This window comes from Ancylobacter sp. 3268 (genome assembly GCF_031456575.1).
GTDB lineage: Bacteria > Pseudomonadota > Alphaproteobacteria > Rhizobiales > Xanthobacteraceae > Ancylobacter.
In genome coordinates, this window is record NZ_JAVDUX010000005.1 from 1 (window position 1) to 24,417 (window position 24,417).

The 24,417-nt window shown below is 66.6% G+C and carries 25 protein-coding genes; 9 read left to right on the top strand and 16 right to left on the bottom strand.

Going from position 1 to position 24,417, the window contains the following annotated elements; all coding sequences use genetic code 11:
• Positions 1-198 precede the first annotated feature (198 nt).
• From cysN to cysQ, 3 genes are all read right to left on the bottom strand, one after another.
• Entirely contained in the window at positions 199-2,094 is a 1,896-nt protein-coding gene (cysN, locus tag J2X65_RS08040; protein ID WP_310200097.1) for a sulfate adenylyltransferase subunit CysN, read from the bottom strand.
• A 1-nt stretch (position 2,095) separates the two neighbouring features.
• A complete protein-coding gene (cysD, locus tag J2X65_RS08045) occupies positions 2,096-2,989 on the bottom strand; it encodes a sulfate adenylyltransferase subunit CysD (protein ID WP_310200722.1) in 894 nt (297 codons plus the stop codon).
• Positions 2,990-3,068: 79 nt separating this feature from the next.
• Complete coding sequence (cysQ, locus tag J2X65_RS08050; RefSeq protein ID WP_310200099.1) at positions 3,069-3,917, bottom strand: 3'(2'),5'-bisphosphate nucleotidase CysQ; 849 nt, start codon at positions 3,915-3,917, stop codon at positions 3,069-3,071.
• Between the two features lie 199 nt (positions 3,918-4,116).
• Here cysQ and J2X65_RS08055 point away from each other — a divergent pair, with 199 nt between their 5' ends.
• Together J2X65_RS08055 and J2X65_RS08060 are read left to right on the top strand one after the other, a co-directional pair.
• Positions 4,117-5,640, top strand: coding sequence for a malonyl-CoA synthase (locus J2X65_RS08055; protein WP_310200101.1), 1,524 nt, complete (start codon positions 4,117-4,119; stop codon positions 5,638-5,640).
• Between the two features lie 132 nt (positions 5,641-5,772).
• Positions 5,773-6,309: a DUF892 family protein gene (locus tag J2X65_RS08060; protein WP_310200102.1), complete on the top strand. Its 537-nt coding sequence runs from the start codon at positions 5,773-5,775 to the stop codon at positions 6,307-6,309.
• A 96-nt stretch (positions 6,310-6,405) separates the two neighbouring features.
• Here the strand turns inward: J2X65_RS08060 and J2X65_RS08065 are convergent, their stop codons facing one another.
• Together J2X65_RS08065 and J2X65_RS08070 are read right to left on the bottom strand one after the other, a co-directional pair.
• The gene (locus J2X65_RS08065; protein WP_310200104.1) at positions 6,406-7,830 is read right to left on the bottom strand and encodes an aldehyde dehydrogenase family protein; all 1,425 of its coding nucleotides are present in this window, start codon (positions 7,828-7,830) and stop codon (positions 6,406-6,408) included.
• A 235-nt stretch (positions 7,831-8,065) separates the two neighbouring features.
• Positions 8,066-8,965, bottom strand: coding sequence for a Hint domain-containing protein (locus tag J2X65_RS08070; protein ID WP_310200105.1), 900 nt, complete (start codon positions 8,963-8,965; stop codon positions 8,066-8,068).
• 327 nt (positions 8,966-9,292) lie between these two features.
• On the opposite strand from J2X65_RS08070, the gene J2X65_RS08075 reads away from it, so the two are divergent.
• From J2X65_RS08075 to J2X65_RS08100, 6 genes are all read left to right on the top strand, one after another.
• Positions 9,293-10,438: an ABC transporter substrate-binding protein gene (locus tag J2X65_RS08075; protein WP_310200107.1), complete on the top strand. Its 1,146-nt coding sequence runs from the start codon at positions 9,293-9,295 to the stop codon at positions 10,436-10,438.
• Between the two features lie 63 nt (positions 10,439-10,501).
• Entirely contained in the window at positions 10,502-11,302 is an 801-nt protein-coding gene (locus J2X65_RS08080) for an ABC transporter ATP-binding protein (protein ID WP_310200109.1), read from the top strand.
• Entirely contained in the window at positions 11,302-12,084 is a 783-nt protein-coding gene (locus J2X65_RS08085) for an ABC transporter permease (RefSeq protein ID WP_310200111.1), read from the top strand. Before J2X65_RS08080 ends, J2X65_RS08085 begins: the two co-directional genes overlap by 1 nt.
• A 209-nt stretch (positions 12,085-12,293) precedes the next feature.
• Positions 12,294-12,785: a hypothetical protein gene (locus J2X65_RS08090; RefSeq protein ID WP_310200113.1), complete on the top strand. Its 492-nt coding sequence runs from the start codon at positions 12,294-12,296 to the stop codon at positions 12,783-12,785.
• A gap of 1 nt (position 12,786) precedes the next feature.
• Complete coding sequence (locus J2X65_RS08095) at positions 12,787-13,461, top strand: ABC transporter ATP-binding protein (RefSeq protein ID WP_310200114.1); 675 nt, start codon at positions 12,787-12,789, stop codon at positions 13,459-13,461.
• 3 nt (positions 13,462-13,464) lie between these two features.
• Positions 13,465-14,808: an FtsX-like permease family protein gene (locus J2X65_RS08100; protein WP_310200116.1), complete on the top strand. Its 1,344-nt coding sequence runs from the start codon at positions 13,465-13,467 to the stop codon at positions 14,806-14,808.
• A 495-nt stretch (positions 14,809-15,303) separates the two neighbouring features.
• Here J2X65_RS08100 and J2X65_RS08105 read toward each other — a convergent pair whose 3' ends face one another.
• The 5 genes from J2X65_RS08105 to J2X65_RS08125 all read right to left on the bottom strand — a co-directional run bounded on the left by J2X65_RS08105 (position 15,304) and on the right by J2X65_RS08125 (position 17,659).
• On the bottom strand, positions 15,304-15,588 hold the full coding sequence (locus J2X65_RS08105; RefSeq protein WP_310200118.1) for a hypothetical protein: 285 nt from the start codon (positions 15,586-15,588) through the stop codon (positions 15,304-15,306).
• Positions 15,589-15,642: 54 nt separating this feature from the next.
• Entirely contained in the window at positions 15,643-15,849 is a 207-nt protein-coding gene (locus J2X65_RS08110; RefSeq protein ID WP_310200120.1) for a hypothetical protein, read from the bottom strand.
• Positions 15,836-16,117 carry a hypothetical protein gene (locus J2X65_RS08115; RefSeq protein ID WP_310200122.1) on the bottom strand — a complete coding sequence of 94 codons (282 nt, stop codon included), beginning with the start codon at positions 16,115-16,117 and terminating at the stop codon, positions 15,836-15,838. The genes J2X65_RS08110 and J2X65_RS08115 overlap by 14 nt, the downstream gene beginning before the upstream one ends.
• A 116-nt stretch (positions 16,118-16,233) precedes the next feature.
• Positions 16,234-16,572 (bottom strand): hypothetical protein, encoded by a 339-nt coding sequence (locus J2X65_RS08120; protein ID WP_310200123.1) that lies wholly within the window; start codon positions 16,570-16,572, stop codon positions 16,234-16,236.
• Between the two features lie 139 nt (positions 16,573-16,711).
• Complete coding sequence (locus J2X65_RS08125) at positions 16,712-17,659, bottom strand: glycosyl hydrolase 108 family protein (protein WP_310200125.1); 948 nt, start codon at positions 17,657-17,659, stop codon at positions 16,712-16,714.
• A 95-nt stretch (positions 17,660-17,754) separates the two neighbouring features.
• Between J2X65_RS08125 and J2X65_RS08130 the strand changes: the two genes are divergently transcribed.
• Positions 17,755-17,988, top strand: a complete 234-nt coding sequence (locus J2X65_RS08130; protein ID WP_310200127.1) for a hypothetical protein — start codon at positions 17,755-17,757, stop codon at positions 17,986-17,988.
• Between the two features lie 15 nt (positions 17,989-18,003).
• Here the strand turns inward: J2X65_RS08130 and J2X65_RS08135 are convergent, their stop codons facing one another.
• Genes J2X65_RS08135 through J2X65_RS08160 form a run of 6 tightly spaced genes read right to left on the bottom strand, consistent with a single transcriptional unit; the run spans position 18,004 to position 24,410 of the window.
• Positions 18,004-18,681, bottom strand: coding sequence for a hypothetical protein (locus J2X65_RS08135; protein WP_310200129.1), 678 nt, complete (start codon positions 18,679-18,681; stop codon positions 18,004-18,006).
• 12 nt (positions 18,682-18,693) lie between these two features.
• Positions 18,694-20,580, bottom strand: coding sequence for an SGNH/GDSL hydrolase family protein (locus J2X65_RS08140; protein WP_310200132.1), 1,887 nt, complete (start codon positions 20,578-20,580; stop codon positions 18,694-18,696).
• A gap of 60 nt (positions 20,581-20,640) precedes the next feature.
• On the bottom strand, positions 20,641-22,734 hold the full coding sequence (locus J2X65_RS08145) for a hypothetical protein (protein WP_310200133.1): 2,094 nt from the start codon (positions 22,732-22,734) through the stop codon (positions 20,641-20,643).
• Positions 22,735-22,775: 41 nt separating this feature from the next.
• Positions 22,776-23,159 (bottom strand): DUF6950 family protein, encoded by a 384-nt coding sequence (locus J2X65_RS08150; RefSeq protein WP_310200135.1) that lies wholly within the window; start codon positions 23,157-23,159, stop codon positions 22,776-22,778.
• Positions 23,159-23,737 (bottom strand): hypothetical protein, encoded by a 579-nt coding sequence (locus J2X65_RS08155; RefSeq protein WP_310200137.1) that lies wholly within the window; start codon positions 23,735-23,737, stop codon positions 23,159-23,161. Before J2X65_RS08155 ends, J2X65_RS08150 begins: the two co-directional genes overlap by 1 nt.
• Positions 23,724-24,410, bottom strand: coding sequence for a hypothetical protein (locus tag J2X65_RS08160; RefSeq protein ID WP_310200139.1), 687 nt, complete (start codon positions 24,408-24,410; stop codon positions 23,724-23,726). The genes J2X65_RS08155 and J2X65_RS08160 overlap by 14 nt, the downstream gene beginning before the upstream one ends.
• Positions 24,411-24,417 lie beyond the last annotated feature (7 nt).

The following is a 24,417-nucleotide window of genomic DNA, read 5'->3' on the forward strand; positions in this document are numbered from 1 at the left end:
CTGTCGGGATCAACCGAGGAGCGTCAGCACCGCGTCAGCGGCGCGCCCCGTCGATGAACGGCGTTATAGGGGGGGCCGTTCCGGGTGTCAACAGCGATTTGGCAGGGCATTCGAAAAATCGACATCGATGCGTCGCCGAACCGTCACGAGAGCCGCCCGAATGCCTTGTGACGCAAGGCTTCCGTGCGGCTCAGATTTTCACACCAGATAGCCCTGGCGCTGTAGATAGGCCACGATCTCATCCGCCAGCACTTCGGGAGCCTGCTCCCCGGCCGCAAGATGGATCTCCGGGTTCGCCGGCTCCTCGTAGGGGCTGTCGATACCGGTGAAGTTCTTGATCTCGCCGCGCCGGGCACGGGCATAGAGGCCCTTGGGATCGCGGCGCTCCGCCACGTCGAGCGGCGCATCGACGAAAATCTCCACGAACTCGCCCGGTTCGAGGATCTCTCGGGCCATTTGCCGCTCCGCCCGGAAGGGCGAGATGAACGAGGCCAGCACGATCAGACCGGCATCGACGAACAGCTTTGCGGTCTCGCCCACCCGGCGGATGTTCTCCACCCGGTCGGCCGCGGTGAAACCGAGATCCTTGTTCAACCCATGGCGGACATTATCGCCGTCCAGCAGGTAGGTATGCCGGCCGAGTGCATGGAGCTTCTTCTCGACCAGGTTGGCCACCGTCGACTTTCCAGAACCCGACAACCCGGTGAACCACAGCAGCACCGGCTTTTGCAACTTCATCGCCGCACGGGACGCTTTGTCGACCTCCAGCGCCTGCCAATGGACATTGGTCGCCCGGCGCAGGCCGAAATCGATCATCCCGGCGCCGACGGTAAGATTGCTCATCCTGTCGATGACGATGAAGGCACCGGTCTGAGGCACGTCGGCAAAAGGATCGAAGGCGATCGGCTGCTGGGTGGCGAGATTCACCACCCCGACCTCGTTGAGCGCCAGCTGCTTGGCGGCCAGCTTCTGGAAGCTGTTCACATCGACCTTGTGCTTGATCTCGGTGACGCTGGCGCTCACCGTGCGGGTGCCGATCTTGATGAGATAGGGCCGGCCCGGCAGCAGCGCGTCGTCATGCATCCAGATCAGGTGCGCCGCGAACTGGTCGGACACCTCCGGCCGCGCGGCGGCGGCGGCGATGATGTCGCCACGGGATATGTCGACCTCGTCCTCCAGGGCGAGGGTAACGGCTTCGCCGGCTTCCGCCCGCGGCCGCGCACCATCCTTGGTGACGATCGCCTTCACCTTGCTGGTGCGCCCCGAGCCAGCCACCACGATGGCGTCGCCCGGCCGCACCGAGCCGCTCGCCACCGTACCGGAGAAGCCGCGGAAATCGAGATTGGGCCGGTTCACCCATTGCACCGGCATGCGGAACGGCCGCGCCAACGCATCGTCGGCCACCGGCACGCTCTCCAGATGCTCGACCAGCGTCGGGCCATCGTACCAGGGGGTGCGCGGGCTTCGCTCCAGCATGTTGTCGCCATAGCGGGCCGAAAGCGGCACCGCGATCAGACTTTCAAAGCCAAATCCGGCAGAAAATTCGCGATAGGCGGCGACGATGTCCTCGAAGACCTTCTGCGAGAAGTCCACTAGGTCGATCTTGTTCACCGCCAGCACTACATGGCGGATGCCCAGCAGCGAGACGATGAAGGAATGCCGCCGCGTCTGGGTAAGGATGCCCTGTCGGGCATCGACCAGGATAACCGCGAGATCGGAGTTCGAGGCGCCCGTCGCCATGTTGCGGGTATACTGCTCGTGGCCGGGCGTGTCGGCGACGATGAACTTGCGCTTGTCGGTGGCAAAGAAGCGATAGGCGACGTCGATGGTGATGCCCTGTTCGCGCTCGGCGGCAAGGCCATCCACCAGCAAGGCGAAGTCAAGATCGTCGCCGGCAGTGCCATGCTTGCGCGAGTCGGTCGACAACGCCGCGAGTTGATCCTCGAACAGCAGCTTGGTGTCGTAGAGCAGACGCCCGATCAGCGTCGACTTGCCATCATCGACACTGCCACAAGTGAGGAAACGCAGCAGGCTCTTGTTTTCCTGCGCGAAAAGATAATCGGCGACGACGGTCGCTTCGGCGGGCACGCTCATCTCAGAAATACCCTTCTCGCTTCTTCTTTTCCATCGAGGCCGAATCGTCGTGGTCGATAAGTCGCCCCGCCCGTTCCGAGGTGCGGGCGATCAGCATTTCACGCACGATGTCCTCCAGCGATGTCGCCTCGCTGTCGATGGCGGCGGTGAGCGGGTAGCAGCCGAGCGTACGGAACCGCACCATCCGCTGCTCGGGCGTCTCACCCGGTTTCAGCGGCATGCGCGTGTCATCGACCATGATCATCTGCCCATCGCGCCACACCACCGGCCGGCGGGCGGCGAAATACAGCGGCACGATGGGGATGCGCTCGGCCAGGATATATTGCCAGATATCCAGTTCGGTCCAATTGGACAGGGGGAAGACGCGGATCGATTCACCCGGCCGGACCCTGGTATTGTAGAGGTTCCATAGCTCGGGGCGCTGGCTCTTCGGATCCCAGGCATGGGTTTCGGTGCGGAAGGAGAAGATGCGCTCCTTGGCGCGGCTCTTCTCTTCGTCGCGCCGGGCACCGCCGAACGCCGCGTCGAACCCATAATGAGTCAGCGCTTCCTTCAGCGCCTCGGTCTTCATCACATTGGTGTAAAGCGAGGAGCCATGATCGAAGGGATTGATGCCCTGCGCGATGCCGGCCTGGTTGGTGTGGACGATCAGATCGAAGCCGAGTTCCTTCGCCATCCGGTCGCGGAAGGCGATCATCTCGCGGAACTTCCAAGTCGTGTCGATGTGCATCAGCGGAAAGGGCGGCCGGGAGGGATAGAACGCCTTCACCGCCAGATGCAGCATCACCGCCGAATCCTTGCCAATGGAATAGAGCATCACCGGCTTTTTGAACTCGGCCGCCACTTCGCGGATGATGTGGATCGACTCGGCCTCAAGCCGCCGCAAATGGGTCATGCGCTCTGACGACACGGCACAGTCCTTTCAACATACGCGCCCAAAGCTCCGTGGAAGAGCCGATCGGGCAGCGCCTCATTCATGATGGCGTCACGTCCGGCAACCGAGCGACGCCCGCTGCGAGCGCCGGATCGCCGAAGGCGACGAAATACGGATTGGCGAAGTCTGAATCGCCAGCCTGCCGGCGCTTGCCGTAGTGCAGCGGAGCACCGTCGAGCCTCACCACCGCGCCGCCGGCCGCGCGCAGGACGGCGTCGCCGGCGGCGGTGTCCCATTCCATGGTGCGGCCGTGGCGGGGGTAGAGATCCGCCACCCCTTCCGCAAGCAGGCAGAACTTCAGCGACGACCCCGCCGAGACGAAGGCATGTCCGGGGAAGCGCTTCAGCCATTCCGCCGTTTCCGGCGAGCCATGTGAGCGGCTGCCCACCACCTGCAGGCAGGATGTGGCCGGGCGAACAGCAATAGCGGTCTCGCCGACCAACGCGCCGTCTTGCACCTTCGCCTTGAAGGCATGCCCCGGCCGACCGGCGTAGAGCAGTCCGAGCGCGGGGGCGTGGACGACGCCGACGGTGGGGATGCCGTTCTCGATCAGCGCGATATTGACGGTGAACTCGCCATTGCGGGCGAGAAACTCACGGGTCCCATCGAGCGGATCGACCAGGAAGAAGCGTTCACCGATCTCTGGCATACGCCCGGCAGCACACTCCTCCTCGGCGACGACGGGTATTTCTGGCGCGATCTCCCGCAGGCCCGCCAAAATCACCGTCTCCGCGCGCTCGTCCGCCTCGGTCACCGGTGAATTGTCCACCTTGTTCGAAACGGCGAATTCCGTCGCGTAGACGTCGAGAACGACCCGGCCCGCCTGCAGCGCCAGCTGCGCGAGACGAGAAAGAAATTCTTCGTTACGAGAAAAAACCGCTTCTTTCATGTTTTGGCTCTATATCTTACACAAGCCATCAATGGAATATATTTAATTACAATTATTCTATGTTGTTTTAGCTTGGCCGCGGCCCGGCATGAGGCGCCTCAGCGGCCCACCGCTCGCTGCTCCCGGCGAGATATGATAGGCAGCCCCCGGTCGCAAAGACCCTGTTTTCCTGCTGGCAAAAGCAAGAAAGGACAAGGCTGTGAGCAGCAATGCCAATCTCTATGCGGCAATTGAGGCAAGTGCCCGGCGCGCTGACGACGCGGTCGCCTTCTCGCTGGACGGCTCGACGCTCAGCTATGCCGAGCTGCTCGCCTTGGTGGCCCGCTATGCCAATGCCTTGACCCAGCTCGGCGTCGGGCGCGGGGTGCGCGTCACCGTGCAGGTGGACAAGTCACTCGGCAATGTCGCGCTCTATCTGGCGACGCTGAAGATCGGCGCGGTGTACCAGCCACTCAATACCGCCTACACCGCCGCCGAACTCGACTACTTCCTCGGAGACGCCGAGCCGACACTGCTGGTCGCCGATCCGCATCGGGTTGAAAAGCTACGCCCGATCGCCGCCGCTCGCGGGGTGCGCCACGTCGAGACACTGGATGCCGCCGGCGAAGGTTCACTCGCCGAACTCGCCGCCACGCTGGCAAGCGAGGCGCCGACCGCCATTTGCGAACCCGATGATCTCGCGGCGCTGCTCTATACCTCCGGTACCACCGGCCGCTCCAAAGGAGCGATGATCACCCATCGCAACCTGTCTTCCAATGCCGAGGCGTTGCTGGATAGCTGGGCCTTCCAGCCTGGCGACGTGCTGCTGCACGCCCTGCCGATCTTCCATGTCCACGGGCTGTTCGTGGCACTGAACACCGCGCTGCTGAACGGCTCGGAGATCATCTGGCTGCCGAAGTTCGACCCCGACACGGTCATCACCCATCTCCCGCGCGCGACGGTGATGATGGGCGTGCCGACCTTCTACACCCGCCTGCTCGCACATCCCGGCCTCACCCGCGAACTCTGCGCCGGCATGCGGCTGTTCATCGCCGGCTCGGCGCCGCTGCTCGCCGAAACCCATCGTCAGTTCCAGGCCGCCACCGGTCATGCCATTCTCGAGCGCTATGGCATGACCGAATGCGGCATGATCACCTCCAACCCCTATGTCGGGGAGCGGCTACCAGGCTCGGTAGGCTATCCGCTGCCGAATGTGTCGGTGCGCATCGTCGGCGAGGATGGGACGGAGCTGCCCCGCGGCGAGGTCGGCATGCTGGAAACCAACGGCCCCAACCGGTTCCTGGGCTATTGGCGCATGCCGGAGAAGACCGCGGCCGAGATCCGGCCCGATGGCTTCTTCGTGACCGGGGATCTCGCCAGCATGTCCCCTGACAACCGGGTGACCATCGTCGGGCGAGGCAAGGATCTCATCATCTCCGGCGGGCTGAACATCTACCCCAAGGAGATCGAGATGGAGATCGACCAGTTCCCCGGCGTGGGGGAATCCGCGGTCATCGGCGTGCCGCACCCGGATTTCGGCGAGGCGGTGGTGGCTGTGGTGGTGGCGCGAGCCGCCCCGACGCTCGACGATCAGGCGCTTGGCGAGTGGCTGGCCGGCCGGCTGGCCCGCTTCAAGCTGCCCAAGCACATCGCGATCGTGGAGGAGTTACCGCGCAACGCCATGGGCAAGGTGCAGAAGGCCGAGTTGCGCACGCGCTACAAGGCCCTGTTTCCCGGCGAATGAACGTCTCCAGGTTCGAGACGCCGGTGAAAGGATGACGAAAGCTCTGGAACCGCCGGCCCTTCCACGACGTTTGGCTAGAAATCACCATTCGCAAGCGGGCCAACCTCAAGGTCCGATAGGGAGATTCACGCCATGGGCTTGTTGTCCCGGGATATCAAGTCACTCAACGATCTGCTGGTCCAGGGGCTTGGCGAGGCGCTTTATGCCGAGCGGCGTTGTGCGCGCGTGCTGCCAACCCTGAACGTCAAAACTTCCGACATCCAGCTAAAAGGCGAGCTGAATGCGGTACTTGCGGGCAGTGCCGCGTGCGTCGGCCGGGTGGAGGCGGTGTTCCGCCTGCTCGACCGATCACCCAAGGCGGCGGAGTGTCCGGCTATCGATGGGCTGTTCATCGGCGCGGAGGAAATCAATGGCGAGATCGACGATCCGCATGTGCTCGATTCGGCGATTGCCGCGGCGCTGCTGGACGTTGGCACCTATAAGACCGCCCGCTACGCCACGCTGATCGGCTGGCTGCGGCAGCTCGGGCGGAAGGACGCGGCGGAATTGCTGCAGCCCAACCAAGCCGGGTGCCGGCGCTTCGTGGAGGCGCTGCACATGCTGACCGAACGCCGGTTGAACCCGCGCGCCGGCGGACGACTGGAGCCGGCGCCGCGCCTCGCCAGCTGAGGCCGGCGAGGTGTACGATGCGGCCGATCCGAGGCCGATAGACCGATGTCAGCCGCCGCACGAGCAGCGCGCCGGCCGATAAGCGTATGGGCGGCGTCAGCCCCAGCCGACGATGCCCTTGATCTCCAGGAAATCGTGAATGGCCCAGTCGGCATATTCACGACCGTTGCCGGACTGCTTGTAGCCGCCGAACGGCGCCATCGTGTCCCATTCCGGGTAGTTCAGATACACCGAGCCGGCGCGCATGCGCGCCGCCACAGCGCGGGCATGCTCGATTTCCTGCGACTGGATATAGGCGGCGAGGCCGTACACCGTATCGTTGGCGATCTCCACCGCCTGGTCCTCGCTGTCATAGGACAGCACGGAGAGCACCGGCCCGAAGATCTCCTCGCGGGCGATGGTCATGTCGTTGGTGACATGGCCGAACACCGTCGGGCGGATGTAGTAGCCGCGATTCAGCCCCTCCGGCCGGCCGGGGCCGCCGGTAACGAGGGTGGCGCCCTCCTTGATCCCCGCCTCGATCAGCCGCTGGATCTTGTCATACTGTATCTGGCTGACCACCGGGCCGAGATCGGTGGCCTCCGCCTTGGGATCGCCGGTGACCAGGGCCTCGGCGGCCTCCTTGGCGATGGCGATTGCCTCGTCGTGGCGTCCGGCGGGCACGAGCATGCGGGTCGGGGCGTCGCAGGACTGGCCGGTGTTGGAGAAGCAGGAGCGCACGCCCTGCGCCACCGCCGCGGGGAAATCGGCATCCGGCAGGATGATGTTGGCCGACTTGCCGCCGAGTTCCTGCGCCACCCGCTTCACGGTATCCGCCGCGGTCTTGGCGACGATGATGCCGGCACGGGTCGAGCCGGTGAAAGACACCATGTCGACGTCCTTGTGGCCGGCCATCACCTGGCCGACATCCGGGCCGGTGCCGTTGACAAGGTTGAACACACCCTTGGGGGTGCCGGCCGCCTCCATCACCTCGGCGAAGACGATGCCGCTGATCGGGGCGATCTCCGAGGGTTTCAGCACCACGGTGCAGCCGGCGGCGATGGCCGGCGCCACCTTGCAGGCGATCTGGTTGAGCGGCCAGTTCCACGGGGTGATCAGCGCACACACCCCGATCGGCTCCTTGACCACCATGGTGGTGCCGCGGTGCTCGGTGAATTCATAGGCCTCGAAGGCCTTGATGGTGGCCTCGATATGGGCGCGGCCGGCCCAGGCCTGCGCGTCACGGGCGAAGGAGAGCGGCGCCCCCATCTCCTGGCTCACCGCCTGCGCGATGTCCTCGAAACGCTCGTTGTAGGCGGCGAGGATGCGGTTGAGCAGCGCCAGGCGCTCTTCCTTCGGCACCTGCGAAAAGGTCGCGAAAGCGGCCTTGGCGGCGGCCACCGCCTTGTCCACATCGCCCGCCGAACCGATGGCGATCTGGGTATAGGCTTCCTCGGTCGCGGGATCGATGACGTCGAGCAGGCGCGGCTCGACCGGATCGACCCAGGCGCCGTCGATGTAGAATTTCTGGTGGTGGCTCATCTGCGCTCTCGTTTGAACGGATCGGCAAGAAAATCGGCAAGAAAACCAGCGGTGCCGGCGACAGGGATTCGCCACGCCGGCCACGCCGATTTATGCACGGCGGACGCGGGATGAACATGGCGCACTTCCGATGATGTCGCCGCGTTACACCTTATGCCATATACCACGCCGTATATAAGGTACGCGCGCGCGAGGCCGGTCCGCCGAACGCAGGCGGGCCGAACGCAGATCCGCCTCAAGCGGCCTCGTGCGCCCCGCTTGCCGGCATGGCGAAGCCGAGCGTCTCGGCCCGCGCGGCCAGACGATGCCGGACAGACTGGGGCAGCTGGCGGGCCGACTTCACCCGCGGCAGGTCGAGCTCGGCAATCGGCGCTTCCGGCGCGTCCCGCCAATTGTCGAACCGGCGGCGGGTGACATTATCGACGAAGGTCTCGGCGGGAATGCCCTCGGCGAGCACCAGCGCGTGGTCGTCGAGCTCCACATGGTAATAGACGAAGCTGAGCGGCAGGGCGCCATAGCGCGCGATACTGGTGCCGTTCACCAGCGCGCCGGCCTGTACCATCAGCCCATCGACGAGCAGCGCATGATCGGCGGAGACGAACAGATCGCGCCGCGGCAGGTTCTCGTCCAGCGCGCCGGCGGCGATGCGGATCGGCAGCACCCGCAGCGGATCGGCGAACAGCCGGCTTACGGTCTGCCGGGCCAACCAGCGCACCGGCCGGGCCGGGCCATCGCTGGTGAGGACCAGGTCGCCCACCTTCAGCGTCTCGATCGCCACCTCGCCCGTCGGCGTTGCGATCCGGGTGCCGGCGAGGAAGCAGACCACGAAGCTGTCACCGTCCCGCTCCGCATAGGCGCCGGCGATCTGCGACGTATCGGTGAACCACAAACCGACCCCGCTGCCGAGTCCGGCGACCAGCCCGTCGCCGCTCGCCCAGTAGAAATAGGCATTGCCCGATCCATAATCGGGAGCGGAATAGGCGAAGACCGGATTGAGGGAATCCAGAACCGGATCGTCGACCGTGCCGACAAGTACATCAACCAGAGGATTGTCGGCCTGTCCGGGTTCGCTGCCGCCGATGACATACCCATCGGCGTCCACGCGATAGGCGAAGCGAAATATCTTGATGTCCATGCACCGCCCCCACCGGCGTCATCGGCGATGCCGCGACGCCTTGAGCGCCCCGCCTCCGCCAGCGGGCACCCAATCGGCGACAGGAGTATCAAACCACCGGCGATCTGGAAATGGCCGCCAGGTGGGCCCGGATGGCCCCGCCCGGATCGCCCAAGCATTGGGCAGCCGATCGGCGACGCATCGGCATACCTGCCCTTGCGTCACAAACAAAACCGTATCACCACAGGCTTGGCGGCGGATTTGCATGCCGATTGGCCTCCCTTGCCGCCGGACGCGGCCGCCGGCAAGGACTGCGTTCCGCCCATCGCCCGACCGGAGGTGCCCACCATGTATCGCGTCGTGTCTCGTGCCATCTCGCGCGCCATGCCCCGCCTGATCCGCCGTGTCCCGTCCCACCACGCGCCGGAGTGCCCGCCGCAGCCGGCCGCCTCATCCATTCGCGCCGCCGGCTGGCGCGCCGGAGCGTTCGGGCTTGCCGCGACGATGGCGCTGGGTGCCGCCGGCGGCGCGCAGGCCCAGACCCAGGCACCCACACCGGTCAAGTTCACGCTCGACTGGGTGTTCCAGGGCCCGACCTCGCCCTTCCTCGTCGCGCTCGACAAGGGCTACTACAAGGCCGAGGGGCTGGACGTGACCATGGATCCCGGCCAGGGCTCGGCCGGCGCGGTGCAGCGCGTGGCGTCGGGCGCCTACGACATCGGTTTCGCCGACGTGAACTCGCTGATCGAATACAACGCCAAGAACCCCGGCAAGGAAGTGCTGTGCGTGTTCATGGCCTATGATTTCCCGCCCTTCGGCGTGTACACGCTGAAGAAGACCGGCATCGCCAAGCCGGCCGATCTCGCCGGCAAGAAGCTCGGCGCGCCGGTGTTCGACGCCTCGTTCCGGCTGTTCCCCGCCTTCGCCAAGAAGGTCGGCATCGATCCGAAGAGCGTCGAGCACGTCAACCTCACCCCCCAGCTGCGCGAGCAATCGCTGGTGCAGGGCGCCGTCGACTTCATCTCCGGCCACTATTTCTCCTCGGTGCTCGACCTCAAGGCGCGCGGGGTGAAGCCGGAAGACATCGTCGCCTTCACCTATAGCGACGCCGGCATGGACGTGTATGGCAACGGCATCATCGTCTCACCCGCCTTCGCCGGTAAGCCGGAGGTGGTGAAGGGCTTCCTGCGCGCCACCGCGAAAGCCTGGAAGGAGGTCGCCGCCGACCCCGCCCTCGGCATCGCCGCCGCCAAGGCCCGCGACCCGCTGATCGACGACAGGCTGGAGTTGGAGCGGCTCAACATGTCGCTCGCCATGAACGTGCTCACCCCCTATGTGAAGGCGAACGGCATGGGCGACGTCGACCCGGCGCGCTTCGCCCGCTCGGTGAAGGATGTTGCCGAGGCCTTCGGCCTGCCGACCGCGCCGACGCCGGACAAGGTGTTCACCAATGCCTATCTGCCGCCGAAGGAGGAGCGGATGGTGGCGCCGTGAGGTGCCGCCCCGGCGCCTGCCGGCGGCGGGCCTCGATCCCTTCCTCGTGAGTTTCTTGCCCGCATGACCGCCTCCGCCTCTCCTCCCCTCGTCGAACTCGACGCCGTCAGCCTCGCCTATGGCGAGGGGCGCGAGCGCACGCTGGCCCTGGCCGACGCCACCATGACGATCGCCAAGGGCGAGTTCGTCGCGGTGGTCGGCCCCTCCGGCTGCGGCAAGTCCACGCTGATGAAGCTGGTGACCGGCCTCATCCCGCCGAGCTCCGGCGAGGTGAAGGTGCGCGGCGTGCGCGTCACCCGCCCGATCAAGGGCGTCGGCATGGCGTTCCAGAACGCCACGCTGCTGCCCTGGCGGACCACCCGCGACAACGTCATGCTGCCGCTGGAGGTGGTCGAGCCGCACAAGAGCCGGCTGCGCGCCGAGCGCGGCGCCTATTTCGACAGAGCCCAGAGGTTGCTCGCCTCGGTGGGGCTGGGGGAATTCGGCGACAAATATCCCTGGCAGCTCTCCGGCGGCATGCAGCAGCGCTCGAATGTCTGCCGGGCGCTGATCCACGAGCCGGAAATCCTCATGCTCGACGAGCCGTTCGGCGCGCTCGACGCCTTCACCCGCGAGGAACTGTGGGGGATCATGCAGGCGCTGTGGCTGGAGCGGCGCTTCACCGCCGTGCTGGTGACCCACGACCTGCGCGAGGCGGTCTATCTCGCCGACACCGTCTATGTGATGAGCCGGCGCCCCGGCCGCATCGTCCAGATCCGCACCGTCGACCTGCCGCGCCCGCGCACGCTGGAGACCACCTTCCGCGCCGAGTTCGTCGATATCGTGCACGAGTTGCGCGAGCGCATCCAGATGGAGCACGGCTGATGGCGCTGACCGCCCGACAGGAACGTCTCGCCCGCCTCGCCATGCCCTGGCTGACGCTGGCGGTGCTGCTCGCCGCCTGGGAGCTCGCCTGCGTCCTGCTCGACGTGCCGGAGATCGTGGCGCCGCGTCCCTCCCGCGTGTTCGAGGTGATCGTGCAACGCTGGGACCTGCTGCTGCGCTTCTGCCTGGAGACGCTGTGGACGACGATGATCGGCTTCGTGCTGGCGATCGGCTTCGGGCTGCTGCTGGGGCTCGCCATCGGCGCCTCGCCCTTCGTCTATTCCGGGCTTTATCCGCTCTTGATCGCCTTCAACGCCATCCCGAAGGTGGCGATCGTGCCGATCCTGATGATCTGGCTCGGCATCGGTGCGCTGCCGGCGATCATCACCGCCTTCGTCATCTCGTTCTTCCCCATCGTGGTGAACGTCGCCACCGGCCTCGCCACCATCGAGCCGGAAATGCGCGACCTGATGCGCTCGCTCGGCGCCAGCAATTACGAGATCCTCACCAAGGTCGGCATCCCCCGCGCCATGCCCTACCTGTTCGCCAGCCTGAAGGTGGCGGCGACGCTGGCCTTCGTCGGCTCGGTGCTCTCCGAGACGGTGGGCGGCAATCGCGGCATCGGCTTCCTGATGCTGTCGGCCTCGGCGCGCAACGACAGCGCCACCACCTTCGCCGGGCTGTTCGCCATCGCCATCATGGGCGTCGCGGTGTACGCCGCCTGCGCGCTGGTGGAGCGGCGCATGACCCGCTGGGCGTTCCGCGGCGAGCTGGTGCGCTAGATCCCGGGCCGGAGGCCGATGGGCGCCGGCGCGCCCGGAGGATTCCGACCGCCTTATGCAAACGATATTCGGCGCGCCGGCGGGCGGGCGCCTTCATCCAACTGACACATGCCGCGGCTAACCAGCCCTCGGGCGGTGTCCCTCACCGGGCCGCCCCGCGGCATCGGCGCGGCGACCGGCCGAAGCGGTGCAGCCGAAGGAGCGCCGTCATGCCCATCCGCCGCCCGGTCCACTTTTTACCGGACAGAACCCCGCCGGCCGCGCCGTCGCGGCGCCGGCTTCTGCTCGCCTCCGCCGCCCTCGGCTTGCTCGCCCTCCGCCCGGCACAGGCGGCGGACCGCCTCGGCTTCGAGGAGCTGTATGGCAGCCAGGGCGTGTTCGGGCTCACCTTTTCCGACAAGACCAAAAGCCTTGCCGGCCGGCGCGTGGCAATGCGCGGCTTCATGGCGCCGCCGCTGCAGGCGGAGGCCGATTTCTTCGTGCTCACCGAGATCCCTATGGCGCTGTGCCCGTTCTGCTCCTCCGATGCCGACTGGCCGGACAACATCATCGTGGTGCGGCTGGGCCGCGCCCAGACCTTCGAGCAGGCCAATGCGCTGATCGAGGTGACCGGCACGCTGGAGGTCGGTTCCTGGACCGACCCCGTGACCGGCTTCGTCAGCCTGCTGCGCATTGTCGGCGCCCGTTTCGGAAAGGCGTGACGTGCCGACCCTCACCGTGGAAGAATTGGAGGTCCGGTTCCCCGGCCTCGACACCCCGGCCCTCGCCATCCCCCGGCTCGGCATCGCCGCCGGCGCCCGCATCGGGCTCACCGGCCCTTCCGGCTCCGGCAAGACCACGCTGCTCAACCTGATCACCGGGCTGGAGCGCGCCGGCACCGGCCGCATCCTGTGGGATGGCACCGACATCGCCCGCCTCTCCGAGGGAAGGCGCGACCGCTGGCGGGCCGCCAATGTCGGACTTGTGATGCAGGATTTTCACCTGTTCGACGGGCTCTCCGCCCGCGACAACGTGCTGCTGCCGCTGCGGCTGGCGCGTTTCGCCCTTCCCGCCGGCGCCGGCGAGGAGGCCGACCGGCTGCTGGGCCGCGTCGGCATCGAGCGGCGCGGTCAGAAGGTGGAGACGCTGTCACGCGGCCAGAAGCAGCGGGTGGCGGTGGCGCGGGCGCTGATCGCCCGGCCGGGCATCCTCATCGCCGACGAGCCGACCGCCAGCCTCGACGCCGAGGCCGGGGCGGTGGTGGCGGCGCTGCTGACCGAGCTGGCGATGGAAGCCGGGGCGACGCTGATCGTCGCCAGCCACGACCCGCGCCTGCTGGAGCGGCTCGACCGCGTGGTGCGGCTGGAAGCCGGCCGCATCCGACCGGCGGAGGGCTGAGCCATGTTCCGTCTCGTCGCCGCCGACCTGCGGCGCAACGCGCTCGGCGCGCTCGCCATCGTGCTGATCGTCGCCTTCGCCGCCGCGCTCGGCGTCGCGGTGACGCTGCAGGAGCGGGCGCTGCGGCTCGGCAGCGCCCGGGCGGCAGCCGCCTTTCCGGTGATTGTCGGCGCCGCCGGCAGCGAGACCCAGCTGATTCTTTCGGCGGTTTTCCTGCAGCCGGCGCCGCTCGGCCTGGTGCCGGGCAGGGTGTTGGCCGCGCTCGCCGCCGATCCGCGCGTCGCCTGGGCGGCGCCGGTGGGATTCGGCGATTTCGTCGAGGACTACCCGATCGTCGGCACCACGCAGGCGCTGGTCGACGGCCTCGGCGGCCTGCGCGAGGGCCAGGGCTTCGCCCGGCTCGACCAGGCGGTGGTCGGCGCCCATGTGCAGCTGCGGACCGGCGACCGGTTCCACCCGCTGCACGGCCAGGCCTCCAGCGGCGGCCACATGCATGGCGAGACCACCTATGAGGTGGTGGGCCGGCTCGCCCCGACCGGCACGCCCTGGGACCGGGCGGTGCTGGTGCCGATCGAGGCGGTGTGGCGTACCCACGGCATGGAAGCGCTTGAGGAGGCGGCCGAGGGCGCGCATGGGCACGCCGGCGAGACGCCGGGCGAGGACGGGCATGCGGGGCAGCAGCCCGCAGGGGACGAGCCCGCAGGGGAGGAACTTGCTGGCGACGGCCATGCCGATCCGGCGCAGCAGCACGCCGGGCCGGCGACCGACCCGCATGCCCGCATCGATGCCGCGCGGGTGACCGCCGCCGGCGCTCCCGGCGTGCCGGCCATCGTGGTGAAGCCGCGCAGCATCGCCGATGCCTACAAGCTGCGCCAGGAATGGCGCACCGACACCACACTGGCGCTGTTCCCCGCCGAGGTGCTGACCCGGCTCTATGCGACGCTGGGCGACGCCCGCCGCGTGCTCTCCGCCGTCGCCATGGGGGCGCAGGCGCTGGTGGCGGCGGCGATCCTGCTGGTAATCCTGCTGCATGTCGGCCAGCGCCGGCGCCAGATCGGCGCGCTGCGTGCCTTCGGGGCGCCACGGCTGGCGGTGTTCGCGGTGGTGTGGATGGAAGGCTTCGCGCTGCTCGGCCTCGGCCTGCTCTCCGGGATAGGCCTCGGCTATGGCGCGGCGCTGGCGATCGCCGCGCGGCTGCAGGCGCAGAGCGGCGTCGCCCTGCCGGTGCTGTTCACCGCCGACGATCTGGCGCCGCTGCTGCTGCTGGCCGGCGCCACCGCGGCGCTGGCCGCGGTCCCCGCTTTGCTCGCCTATCGCCAGTCTCCCGCCGCGGCGCTGCGCGGCTGAGCGGCGCGACGGCGCGGGGCCCAGCCGCTGGGAGAGAGTGGAGCGCCGTTCCGCGAGCCCGGCTGCCTCGATGGCCGGAGATGACGGAACCGCCGAAGCGGGCAACGACGGCGCTGGCCTCCCGGAAGGGACTACAAATATTGAATAAAAACAACATCTTATGGAAGAGTGGGAAATTCATTTCCGGCACGTGTTCGCATGGGTTTGCTGGGTGTCTCTTTCCCACCAAGCGAAGCTAGAATGGCACCGTGCACGTCCACTCTTTCGACGCCGCCGCGGACTTCAAGATAACCCACCGAGCGCCAAGGGTTCCGCAGGGCGCACACCTGACGCGGCGGGCGGCATTCTCCAAAGCATCCGTGTCGGACACGTTCGGGCCGCGCAGCAGGTCATCAGCCGCGAGGACACCTCGGTGAGCGCATTTCGGGCACTCGACGCCCATCCTCCAGCCATAGGCGCGGAGCCCTTTGATGTTCACCGGCTCCTGAGCAGTGCTCATGCAGCACGGCCTCCCCGCACAACCTTGAAGCCGGAAAAGGGTTCATCCGGTGGGCGGGTTGGCGGCCAGTCCAGGCACCGCGCTTGGCAGCCAGGGTTGTACGGGTGCGTCTGCCGGCGGTGCATGCAGTCGATCGACAGTTCCTTGATGACCTCGCTGAGAAGGGTTTCCGGGCCGTAGCGGGCGGCGAGCCGCGCGAGCTTATAGACGCCGTACCGTTCGCAGCGCGGGCATTGCACGCGGACGGTAACGTACGGGAAATCGGAAAGCCGGGTGTCCATTCCTGATGAGAACGAAAACGGAACAAAAGAGTCAAGGCGCTATCTGGTCGGACGTCATGGTCGCGGATAGTCGCCCCGCTCCGCACGGTCGCAGGCAGCGAGGATGGCATGGGCGAGTGCGCGCAAATCATCCATCGTTCCCACGATATCGTTGTGACCTCGCACCAGGATGATGCGTCCGGTCGGCAGATCGAGCACTGCCCGCTCCGCCCCCGGCACACCAAGCTGCACGCATTCCGGCCGCCGGCTACTTGAGGACATGGGCCTTGATCCCGGCCCAGACCACCACCATGGCGGCGCCGGTGACTATGGCGAGCACGGTGTAGCCGATCCTCCCCGCCGCGGCGTCGGTGGCCCGCCGGAGCCGGCGCACAAACCGCATGTCTTCGCGCGCCTCGCGGCGGTCTTCAGCGTCCTCGGTGTAGAGACCGACATCTTCGAGCCCTCGCCGAACGGCCTTCTCCATCTCCTCCCGCAACTCATCGCGCGAGATGGAGACGACGACGGATTCAGACATTTCGTTCCGCATCAACTCACCACCCGCACACGGCCTTGCCGACCGCATTGTTCGCCTTCACCTGTCGGATGGTATCGTCGGTGTCCTGCACCGACCACGACACCGGGCGCAACTGGCGGCACACTGCCTCACCCGTCGCGCCGGAACCCGTCGTCGTCGCGCAGCCGGCCAGATATAGCGTCGCGATCAGCGCGCTCGCGAGCCGCAGCACCCTTGCGTTCGATGTCATTGACGATCTCCTGTTCCTTGGCCTTGGCGCGCTCGGTGGCGCCGGATGCACCGCGGTTGCGGCCGGCGAAATAGGCGAGAGCGGCGGCGGCAAGGCCGCCGAGCGCGACACGGAGGGGCTGCGGGAGCATCAGCCAGAACGGCCACCACAACTGCCATGTGGCGGCGAGGGCGGCGCCGACGGCGAACAGCCATGCCCACCACGGCACCCAGTCGAGGATCCAACCGAGCACGGTCATGACAGCGCCCCTATCAGGAGCAGGAGAGCGCCAGCACAGATCCATGAGACCACCCAGGCGACCAAGTAACCGTCGCCATAGCCGTAGCTACGCAGATGGGATGTCGGAGGCGGGGGCGGCGGGATGTCGCGAGCCCGGTTCATGCCGGCACCGGCAGTTCGGAAAGGTTTCCGATCGCCTCACCGGATAGCGCCGCAGCGATCTTCGCCTGACGGGCGTTCGCGTACTGGCGCCAGCAGATGCCGGCGACGGCGGCCACGGCGCCTACCACCGTGAGGGCGAGCACGATGTTGCTGACGACCGGCAGCGAGCCGGCCAGCGGCTCGATCTGCGCCTTGACCTGATCTAGCGCGCCGCCGGTGACGAGCGCGCCAGCGCCGGAGCCGGTGACGGCATCGGCAATGCCCTTACCGGGCAGAGGCTTGATATCCTCTGGTGTCGCCTTGGCCTCCATGCCGGCCATGTAGACCGGCTGAGGACCGACGGAGCCCATGGCCATCGCCTGGCCGTTCGCCTTCACCGATGCGATACGGTTGGACCAGCCCTTGCCGAACGTCTTCCACGTCTTCAGCGCCTTCAGCATGCCGAGGCGGCGGGCAAGGATGTCAGCGATCAGCGCGTCGTGGTCGGGATGTTCGCGGGCGGCCTTCAGGGTCGCCTCGCCCAGGAGACCGTCGGCGGCAACGCCAAGCGCACGCTGTAGCCAGATCGTCGACTGCCGGGTCCCGGAGTTCACGCCGCCGTCGAAAACGACGAAATCGACGCCGGCCGGCAGATCGTCGCCGCGGATCTTGTCCCAATATTGCAGGCGGTAGATTTCGCGCACCTCGGTATCGGTGATCAAGCGTACCGATTGCTTCGAGAGGCCCTTGCGGGTCCGGAAACCGTCATAGACCGCCTGGGTGATGCCCTTGTTGGTGGCGCCGCCGGGGTCGGCCGGGTGGTTCACATAAGCCCCCTCATAGACAAGGACGCGCGCAAGCGCATCCGCGTAAGACGCTGCGGACATTTCATGCTCCAGAAATGGAAAAGCCGCCCAGCGGGCGGCGGATGTGAAGCTGAGATGCACCGCGACGACGGCGCCCAATCAGCAATTTGTAACAAGTTTTTGGGTTGCGTAATGGTACGGCGCTCGCATACCGTGCGCGCCGCCATGATCGTCAGTGCCGGGAACCGACTCCGATGGGAACAGTCGTCGCAGAAATCGACGCCGCAATCGCCAAGCTGACCGCCGCCGCATCGGCGGAGCGGAGGCAGCGGGCATCGGAAGCTGGCATCGAAGGGTTCGGGGAACTCGACGCCTTCAGCAGTGCGCTGCTTGAGGCCGTCTTCACCGCCCTCAACGGCATCAAGGAAAGCATGATCGACGCATCACAGCTCGCCGAGGCGCCCAATCGCCGCCCGGCGGAAGGCTAGGCCACCGCGTCACCGCTATGGCGTTGCCATGGCGATCAGTTCGGCATCCGTGACCGCCGCCGCGATCACCGCCACGCGCGTGGCCGTGCCGCCCCAGGGGCGGGCATAATCGATGCCGCGGTTCTTCACCGTAACGCGCGTGAGCGAGGTCGGCAGGAGCGCCGTGCCGTTGGTCCGCACCGCCGCGCCATTATACGAGACACCGAGGTTGGACGTCGCGAACCGCGCGGCGACGCTGACATGGGTGCTGTTCGGCAGCACCGCCAGCGAGCGCATTTCGTCGCCGGTCTGGATGGCGCCGCCACGGTAGCAACCGATCTCGCCGCGCCCGGCCGGCGAGACCTGGGTACGGTCGATCCAGATGGCATTGTCGAGCAGATCGCCATCTTCCCCGTCATCGAGCGACAAGGCCCATTGAGCCGCGCCGCTCGGCGTCGTGCCGGCGGCAACACCTTCGAAGAAGAGCGAGCACGTCGTGATTGAACTCGGGAGTGTGATGGAATCTCCGCTCGGGTTCTCGGTATAGAACCCCGCCGTCACCATGTCGGCGAGCGCGTCATAGACGGTTCCGTTGTAGTAGAACCTCTCATTGGCGTAATCGAAATCCAGTATCGCACTCACGAAAGGCCAGGGGTATTTCGCTACGACAGCCTCGGCATCGAAATTGATGTCGGAGACGAGCAGGATCGTCATTATGGTCTCTCCTTAGAAAAGCCAGGGGACGTCGATGAAGTATTGCTCGGCCCACCGCTCCAGGCCGGGTGGGTTCGCGTGGACGCCGTCGCCGTTGTTGTAAGCGGAGTTCCAGGCCCCATCGTCGCCGCCGAGCGACAGCGCCCGCGCCACATCCACATAGGGGTAGTCACCGAAGTACCGGCTCCGGATCCATCCGTTGATGGTCGTGTTCTTGGCCGTGGCGCCCGTGCGCGGCGCCAGCGTCTGCAGGATCGGTGTTGCGCCGCGCGCCAGCACCTTGGCGATCGCCGTCGCCGTGTTGGTCTGCCAGGTCGCCGTGTCGGTATCGTTGGTGCCCTGGCCGAGCACGACGAACTGCGGATTGAAGATGTCGAGATCGACAGGCATGCGAGCGAGCATCCCGCCGGACGTGTCGCCGCTGCGGCAGACATTGAGCATGTCGCCGCGCCCCCGCAGCGCCTCGACCTGGTGTGCCCAGCCATAGCGCCAGTCGGGAACGCCGCCGAACCCCTCGCCGTTGCTGTCGCCGAACAGCAGGCAGAACGGCTTTTGCTGCACGCCGGCATAGAACTCGAAGAGCCGGACGAACACATTGCCGGACAGGAAGGCCAGGCCGGGCTTACCCCACTGGCGGCCGGCACCGTCCGCATCATCCTGCTCACCGGAGAGGCTGACGACCTTGCCGGTGATCGTGTCGGTGAAGCGGGCGATGTTCACGCCGCCGAGCTTTTCGAGGTCGACGACATAATCGCGGCCGGCGACCAGGGTGAACGGGATGGCGACGGACTTGCCGCCGGTCGGCGCGCCCGATCCGTTCCATGGCTGCATCAGCAGCACGGCACTCGATGCGCCAAGGGAGGCGTCGACGGTGACGACGGTCCCGAGCGTATAGGAGCCGCCATCCATGGGATAGGTGACGACGGCCACCTTGGAGGTCGGATCATCGAGGCGGATATGCGCGACGATCCGCTTGCGGCCGAGGGCGGAGAAGGTGTCGAACATCGCTAGGTTCGTCCAGCCGCCCGACACCGGCGAGACCAGCCCGTTCGAAACCGTCCAGCCGGTGACGGACCAGCCCGCGGGGGTTGAGGTGCCGGTGAAGAACTGCCGAAAGACCGTCGTGAGACCCGCATTCCGCGCTACGCCGGCAATGGTGCTGTAGATATTGTCGATCTCCTTGCAGAGGATCCGGCCCGATCGGGTGACGGCGAAGCCGCTTTTGCCGTCCGGCCCGACAAGGGCGAGCAGATCCGCAGAGGGAACGACCTTCACCGAGAGCCCAGCCTGTGCTCCCGCCTCCGCCTTGCTCTCGATCTCCCGAATATGCTTGTTCAGGATCTTGCCCGATCGGGTGACCGCGAACCCGCTCTTGCCGTCGGCGCCAACGACGGCAAACAGATCGGCATCCGGAGTGACGGGTGCCCGCGCATCCAACGCCGCCTTGCTCGCGGCCGGCGTCATCGCCTTGCTGGTGATCGCCCCCGCCAGCGCCTCGGCATTGGTTGCCGCCGGCACCGTGATGGTGCGGCTGGCTTCCAGCGTGCCGCCGCCGGCCGCAAGGCCGCCGCCGGTTATGGTGAGGCCCTGCAAGGCGGTTACAGCAGCAGCAGCACCGTCGGCTGTATCGGCGGCGCCAGCTGCTGTGGAAGTGGCCGCTGTGGCGGCGCTCGTCGCCGCCTCGGCGGCTGCTTCCGCCGACGAAAGCCCGTCGAGCAGTTCTTCGATCGCGTCCGGATCTCCCGTGCCGGCAAGGGCCGCGTTCACGGCGCTCTCAACCGCCGTCGCCCAATCGCGGACTTCCGGCTTGGGCGGCTCGCGCCGTTTGCTCGCAGGGTTGCCGGCCTCGTTCCAGTCGCGCCAGATATTGGCGCCGCCACCATGCGGAAAGTCGACCATGATGTTTCCCAATAAAAAAGCCGCCCGGAGGCGGCTGAGGAAGAGCGATCGGCGAAAGGATTATGGTTCTTCTTCGATCGTGATCGGGTTGCCCAGGCAGGGCACCCGGGCACTTTCGACGGAACTACCGTTCATCGCGGCGACGAAGAAGTAATAGTCGTCAGGTTCAAGGTCTTCGACCACACGGCTATTGTTCGTGGTCGAGGGGGCACCGAAGGCCGGCGGCGGCACCAGCGTAGCCGTTGCCGGATTGTTCGTCGTGTTCCGATAGATACGCGCCGCCTTGTAGTTGCTGCTGTTCGGCGCATTCCAGATCACTTCCGCACCGTCGGTGCCGGAGGGAATTACCCGCACCAAGGAGGGTGCGTCCGGCGCCGTCGGGTCCGACTGCGTCGTCACCCCCAACACGGTCGACCAATTGGACGTCGGGGTCCGCCACCTCACCCGAAGATCATAGGGGGTATTGTCCGCGACGTTTTCGGCGACGGCCTTGCGGTACTTTTCGTCGCCACTTTTCACCATGGTGATGTCGGTCCATTGATCGGTGCCGGCCGGCGAGATCTGCGCCTGCGCGGTAGATGACGGACGCGGCAGTGCCCCCCATGTCATTTCCAGCGTCGGCACATAGGAACCGGCGCTCACCTCCCTGGCGCTGGTAATCACCACAACATCGGTTGGCGGGCCGACCGCGGCCGAACTCAATGGCTCCGGCACCGGTGGCGCGGTGCCCTCCTCCGTGGCGGGATCGAAGGCATAGGCCGAGCCGTCCATCGCCACCACCTGAAAGGTGAACTCCTTTGAGTTGGTGTCGAAATCGACGCCCCGCACCTTGAAGGGGCGGTCGATCTCCAGCTCGTCGATCTGGAAACGAACCCAGCGCTCGCCCCAGGCGCGGATGGCCGGGAAAGCGCAGCGGATCCATCCCTGCATCTCGGAACTCGCCTCATGCGCCGCGATCTTGGCGATGCGCCGCGCATGATTATGGTGCTCGATCTCGTAGGCCTCGATCGGCAGCCGCTTGCGCTGGCCGGAAAACGAGATGTCATCCTCGATCCGCCAGGGATCCATATCGGCTTCGGCATAATCCGCCGCCACATGGCTGTACTTGACGCGGACTTCGTTGGCCTCGCGCAATGGGCCGGAGCGGTCGCTCAGGTGGAAGTCAAGGATCAGCCGGTTCGGAATGGTAACGGTCGGCTCGGTATACATGCCCGCGTCGATTGCCAGCATGCCGTCACCGACAAGATCGATCGTGCCATCCATAGCGGTCAGCATCCGCTTTATCACCGCACCCGGCGTCTCGTCGAAGGTCCAGTCGAGCCCTCCATGGTAACGCGGGATCGTTCCGCCCGCCTTGATCGGAACCGCCTCGTCCGCGAGCGTCGCGGCCGCCGCGAGCCGCCCGGTGTGGATGTATTCCGGCGCGATCTGTGCGCCATCCTCACGGCACACATACTCGGCCAGTTGCAGCGGCAGATTTCGGGTGAAACCCGACGTGCCGGTGCGGGGGTCGTAGCAACTGCCGAAGCGGCCGATCCGGTTCACCGTCGGAATGCGGTTCGGATAGACCTTGCCGACCTCGTCATCGTCGACGGGATAGCACCGCATGTAGGAGAGCGCGATACCCCGGCCACGGTGATCAGCCGTCCACCCGCCGGGAAAGGCCGAAACGAGGTCGTCGAAGGCCGTCTGATCGTTGCTGCCGGGGCGATCCTGAATGCGGATCACATTGGCCGGGTAAGGCTCACCGCTTGCCCAACCCGAGCCGTCAAGCTCCACCTCGTTATTGTCGATGAACGTCTTTTCCCAGCCGTCGACAATGGTGTCGCCATGCGCGAGCACCTGGTGGAGGGTGCCATCCTTCACCTCGGCGAAGAGCCAGCTGCCGCCGACCCGCCGCCGGCCGAGATGGCCTGTCCGGGTCGGAATATCCTGCTTGTAGGTGCCGGAGATGTCGGAAGGCTTGGGAGCCGAGGATTTGGAGCCGAGCAGCGCACTGACACCAAACGTCACGCCAGCGGTGATCGCCGCCGAGGTAATCGTGCCAAGAGCGGTAAGGCCGCCGGCGGTAGTGCCGAAGGCCGGGCCGAGCGACAACACCAATGCCGTCGAAAACGGCTCAGCCTCGGCCGGTCGCGGCGCCGTCACCAGCACGGTGAGCAGGGCCGTCGACGCCAGCAGCAGACGACGCAGTTTCATCCAAGGCTCCATGCGATGACGTGGTGGGTGCGTAGACGCGACACGCCGTCAGGGCTCTTGCCGATCCAGCGCCCGTCGCCGAGCGCGATGGCGCCGACAAGCAGATGCCCGGCGCGTACCAGGGCGACGTCGCCGAGCCGCGGCTCGAAAGTCCGGCGAGCCCCGACGCGCCGCATGCCGGAACGCACGACGCGCAGAAGTCCGCCATGCTCGGCGAGCCGCGCACGGCAGCTGGCTTCGTCGCTATAGGTGCCGCGCCAGCCCTCGGCCGGGTCGGTGCCGTGGTTGACGCGCCACCAGTCGGCGGCGATCAGGATGCAATCGCGCTCTCCCCAGACATGAGGATGTTGCGCGAGCTCGCGCAGATAGCCGGCCAGCATCAGGCGAGCTCCGGGAACACGATCACGCGGTTGGTCATGCCCATCACCCGCTCGCACGCCCGGTCACCCGGGAAGCGCGCCTGCTGGTCGCGATCCGTCCAGCTGCCATTGACGGCCCGGCCGCGCAGGACGAGCGGCGATTCCGCCTTCAGTGTGATGATGCGCTGGAAGCCATTGCCGGACCGCGAGCGGTCGATGTCGAGCGAATGCATGCGCCACCAGGAGAAGGGCAGCGGCAGGTCAAGGCACTGCCAATGTTCGTCGAAGAATTGCAGGTAAACGAAGCACAGCCGCCCGTAATATTCGGCCGCCGATGCCTTTGCCTTCACCCAGAAGGTGGGATCGACCCCCGACAGCGTGAAGGTTTGTTGCGGAGCGCTCCCGTCGAAGGTCTTCTTGATCGGGCCGAGCCGGCCCATATTCTGCGTGCCGCCCCACAGATTACCGTCATTGGTACGCACCGCGCCGAAGCCTGGCCAGCAGCGCACCATGCCGGACTGGAAGTCGAAGCGCACCAAAGGGGCGAAGCGTATCTCCCGACCGTCGAGATAGGCCTCGATCGTTTCAGGAAAGTCCATGAGCGCTCTCCCGCAGCTGGATCGAGCCCTCGCTGGGCGCCCGGGCGATGCGCTCGAGGCCTCCCTCATCGTCGCTCACCAGCTGCATGCGGCACACCGGATGGCCGAATTCGACCGCCGCCCCGGCTGCGGCATAGGCGCGGGTCGGCGGGCGGATTTCGAAGGTGCTTTCCGCGCCGGAGACGGTGGGAATGCTGGTGATGATGTGCATCCGGTCGACGATGGAGAATTTCATCCCGCGCCGCAGGTCGCCGCCAAGCTCGCGCGTGACGGTGATCTGCGTCGCCCGAAGATCGGCGTCGGCCGCGAGATGAAATCTCGTGGTCGGCTGGGTATGGCCGGAACCATCGGAAAACATCGCCCCGTCGGAATAGGGGATGCCGCCGATGTCGACGCCATAGCCGGGCAGGGACGGCGCCAGATCCTCGGCAAAGGCCGGGATCAGGACCTCGCCGAGCGTTCCATCGAGCGAGGCGATGAACCCTTCCCATTCCCGCATCTGATCCGGCGTGAAGACACCGAAGGAAAGCGTCGCGCTCCAATATCCCGCATCGGTGCCGATGCCCTGTTGCAGGCCGGCGGGCGACACCGGGCCTGTCATAGTCATCGGCACGATACGGAAGAGCGCCCGCTTTGGCCGCAGCGCATACGGCCAGTTCTGGGGCGACGGCATGATTGCT

Excerpts from the sequence above, each read along its gene's own strand:
- J2X65_RS08155 (WP_310200137.1), bottom strand. The coding sequence starts at position 23,737 with ATGGACTTTCCTGAAACGATCGAGGCCTATCTCGACGGTCGGGAGATA.
- J2X65_RS08105 (WP_310200118.1), bottom strand. The coding sequence starts at position 15,588 with ATGGACACCCGGCTTTCCGATTTCCCGTACGTTACCGTCCGCGTGCAA.
- cysQ (WP_310200099.1), bottom strand. The coding sequence starts at position 3,917 with ATGAAAGAAGCGGTTTTTTCTCGTAACGAAGAATTTCTTTCTCGTCTC.
- J2X65_RS08130 (WP_310200127.1), top strand. The coding sequence starts at position 17,755 with ATGGGAACAGTCGTCGCAGAAATCGACGCCGCAATCGCCAAGCTGACC.
- J2X65_RS08150 (WP_310200135.1), bottom strand. The coding sequence starts at position 23,159 with ATGCTGGCCGGCTATCTGCGCGAGCTCGCGCAACATCCTCATGTCTGG.
- J2X65_RS08065 (WP_310200104.1), bottom strand. The coding sequence starts at position 7,830 with ATGAGCCACCACCAGAAATTCTACATCGACGGCGCCTGGGTCGATCCG.
- J2X65_RS08115 (WP_310200122.1), bottom strand. The coding sequence starts at position 16,117 with ATGCGGAACGAAATGTCTGAATCCGTCGTCGTCTCCATCTCGCGCGAT.
- cysD (WP_310200722.1), bottom strand. The coding sequence starts at position 2,989 with ATGACCCATTTGCGGCGGCTTGAGGCCGAGTCGATCCACATCATCCGC.
- J2X65_RS08075 (WP_310200107.1), top strand. The coding sequence starts at position 9,293 with ATGTATCGCGTCGTGTCTCGTGCCATCTCGCGCGCCATGCCCCGCCTG.
- J2X65_RS08140 (WP_310200132.1), bottom strand. The coding sequence starts at position 20,580 with ATGGTCGACTTTCCGCATGGTGGCGGCGCCAATATCTGGCGCGACTGG.
- J2X65_RS08080 (WP_310200109.1), top strand. The coding sequence starts at position 10,502 with ATGACCGCCTCCGCCTCTCCTCCCCTCGTCGAACTCGACGCCGTCAGC.
- J2X65_RS08060 (WP_310200102.1), top strand. The coding sequence starts at position 5,773 with ATGGGCTTGTTGTCCCGGGATATCAAGTCACTCAACGATCTGCTGGTC.
- J2X65_RS08085 (WP_310200111.1), top strand. The coding sequence starts at position 11,302 with ATGGCGCTGACCGCCCGACAGGAACGTCTCGCCCGCCTCGCCATGCCC.
- cysN (WP_310200097.1), bottom strand. The coding sequence starts at position 2,094 with ATGAGCGTGCCCGCCGAAGCGACCGTCGTCGCCGATTATCTTTTCGCG.
- J2X65_RS08110 (WP_310200120.1), bottom strand. The coding sequence starts at position 15,849 with ATGTCCTCAAGTAGCCGGCGGCCGGAATGCGTGCAGCTTGGTGTGCCG.
- J2X65_RS08160 (WP_310200139.1), bottom strand. The coding sequence starts at position 24,410 with ATGCCGTCGCCCCAGAACTGGCCGTATGCGCTGCGGCCAAAGCGGGCG.
- J2X65_RS08120 (WP_310200123.1), bottom strand. The coding sequence starts at position 16,572 with ATGACCGTGCTCGGTTGGATCCTCGACTGGGTGCCGTGGTGGGCATGG.
- J2X65_RS08070 (WP_310200105.1), bottom strand. The coding sequence starts at position 8,965 with ATGGACATCAAGATATTTCGCTTCGCCTATCGCGTGGACGCCGATGGG.
- J2X65_RS08090 (WP_310200113.1), top strand. The coding sequence starts at position 12,294 with ATGCCCATCCGCCGCCCGGTCCACTTTTTACCGGACAGAACCCCGCCG.
- J2X65_RS08100 (WP_310200116.1), top strand. The coding sequence starts at position 13,465 with ATGTTCCGTCTCGTCGCCGCCGACCTGCGGCGCAACGCGCTCGGCGCG.
- J2X65_RS08135 (WP_310200129.1), bottom strand. The coding sequence starts at position 18,681 with ATGACGATCCTGCTCGTCTCCGACATCAATTTCGATGCCGAGGCTGTC.